Source organism: Nonomuraea sp. NPDC049784, assembly GCF_040659615.1.
Taxonomy (GTDB): Bacteria; Actinomycetota; Actinomycetes; order Streptosporangiales; family Streptosporangiaceae; genus Nonomuraea.
Genome location: NZ_JBFAMX010001072.1, coordinates 1 through 2,039 on the forward strand (window position 1 = coordinate 1; position 2,039 = coordinate 2,039).

Here is a 2,039-nt window from a genome sequence, read left to right on the forward strand (position 1 = left end):
TGCGGCGAGCTCGGCGCTGTCCGCATGGCGCCAATGCACTGGGGCGCCTTCGTCTTGTCGAGCGAGCCGCTGCTCGAACCCGCTGCGCTGAGCGTGCGCTGCTGGGCCGACGCCGGACGCCCTCCAGACGACCTATGGCTGATGAAAATCGGTGAGACCCGCACGCTTCCCACCCCGGACCGCACATCGAACCTTACCTCGCCCATGCTGAGCGGGTGGGTGCGATGAGTATCGCGACCCTTCCCGAGCAGGATAGATCTGACGCCAGCGCCGAACAGCGCCTGTTCGTACTCGAACCGGCCCGCCATGGCGGCCTTCCTCGTCTGACCAGTATCGCGCTGGCCGAGAACCCCCAGTCACCGCGCCCTGTGGACCGGGGATGGTGGCAGGCAGCCCCCTCTCCTTCCGCTGGCAGCAAGCTCCACCGGCCCGCTCGCCGCGGTGTCGCCCGGCTGGCCCAGCTTCTCACCTTCTTATGGGACACCGCAGCCGAGCCCGACGGCGCGACAGGCGTGTTGTGTGAACTCGACCTGCGTCCCGGCCACGACGGCGTGACCACCTACGCGGCGCTCAGCGGCCGCACGACGCATCATGTGTTCGCCGCCGGCGGGGCGCCGGCGACCGGTACGGTTCACGACCTGGCCGAGGTCGTGCAGATCAGCGGCGTATGCCTGTGGTCGAAGCACACCGCCCGCCTGGTCCTGGAGGGCCAGCCACACGAGCGGTCCATCGCCAAGGCTCAACATGGTCTTGGCCGCGGCGAACAGGTGAGCGGGCTGGCCCTCGCGGCGGAGTTGACGCTGCCAGAGGAGGAAGGAACGCAACGACTGTCGGCTGTCAGTGCCGTCCTGGCCGAGCGCATCCCCCCAACCGTGCCGGTCCGGCAGGTGGTCGACGTGCCGTGCGCGGCCAGCATGCTGCACCTAGCCCAGCTCGCCGGGGACGGCAGCCTGGCCGCCGCACTGTATGCGCAGTGGTGTGAGAGAGTGCGCGAGCGGCACGAACAGGTGGCCGCGCTGACCGAGCGCCGCCTCGAAGCTGCTCTGCCGCGGGGCAGCAGGCCCGTGACAGTGACCGTCCACGAAGAGATGCAGCCGCTCGCCGACTACCTGAGCAGCGGACGCATCCCCGACATGGGCACGCTGCTCAAGCTGGCCGCTGGGCAGAGCCCCCTGTGGCGCGCTCTGATCGACATCGCGCGACCAGACACCCCCGCCAAGCTCGCCGACCTCAGTTACGTCGCTGCCGAACTGGGCTTCGCCCAGGCCACTGCCGATGGAGCCCCGCGCATGGTGGTGCTGGTCAACAACCCTGCCGAACGCAAGACCCTCCGTTACGCCCGCCAGTACGCTCCCGCCCTGGCCAACTACCCGGACGTGCCCGCCATCGGCCACATGGCTGGTACGTACCCGCTGCCCCGGATCTGGATGCGGGACCATACCGGGCAGGTGCAGCACAACCTGTACGCACACGATCCGGGCCGCCACGCCGTGGATGACACCGGTCAGCGGATCGACCTGGTCCAGATGGCTGCCAGCCTCTACACGCCGGCCTGGGCGCGATGAGTCCGGCGGTGCGCGGCCGCCTCATGCTGGCCGCGAGCGCGCTGGGGTGGGCGCTTTACACACCCAGCAGCAAGTACGCCCTGAGTGCCGGATTCGCCCCGGCCGCACTGATGGCCACGCAGCTCGTGATCGCGGCCTCAGTGTTGGGCGTGGCCGTGTGGCAGCGTGGATCGGGTGCGTTGCCGCCACTGCGGCACAGCCTGGTACGGGCGTTGCTGGAGCCTGTCGGTAACGTCGGCCTCTTCTTGGCAGGATTGGCGCACTTGGCGGCTACGACCAGCTCATTGATCTTGAGTCTTGAGGGGCTGCTCACGGCCGCGCTCGCCGCGCTGGTCCTGCGCGAGCGGCTCACCACGGCGGCGTGGGCCGGCCTGCTGGCGGGCGCGCCGGGGCTGTGGCTGCTGTTCGGGACTTCGACCAGCCTGTCGCTGTCGGCCGGCGGCGCGCTGGTGCTGGCGGGGGTGTGCGCGTCGG

General features: G+C 70.0%; 2 protein-coding genes and 1 pseudogene. All 3 read left to right on the top strand.

Features of this window, described 5'->3' with window-relative positions; all coding sequences use genetic code 11:
• A pseudogene (locus AB0J09_RS63320) lies at positions 1 to 228 on the top strand (hypothetical protein); the annotation flags it as partial.
• The gene (locus AB0J09_RS63325) at positions 225 to 1,565 is read left to right on the top strand and encodes a hypothetical protein (protein WP_360713969.1); all 1,341 of its coding nucleotides are present in this window, start codon (positions 225 to 227) and stop codon (positions 1,563 to 1,565) included. The pseudogene AB0J09_RS63320 and the gene AB0J09_RS63325, both read left to right, overlap by 4 nt.
• A partial coding sequence (locus tag AB0J09_RS63330) for an EamA family transporter (RefSeq protein WP_360713971.1) occupies positions 1,562 to 2,039 on the top strand: 478 nt, incomplete at its 3' end. The genes AB0J09_RS63325 and AB0J09_RS63330, both read left to right, overlap by 4 nt.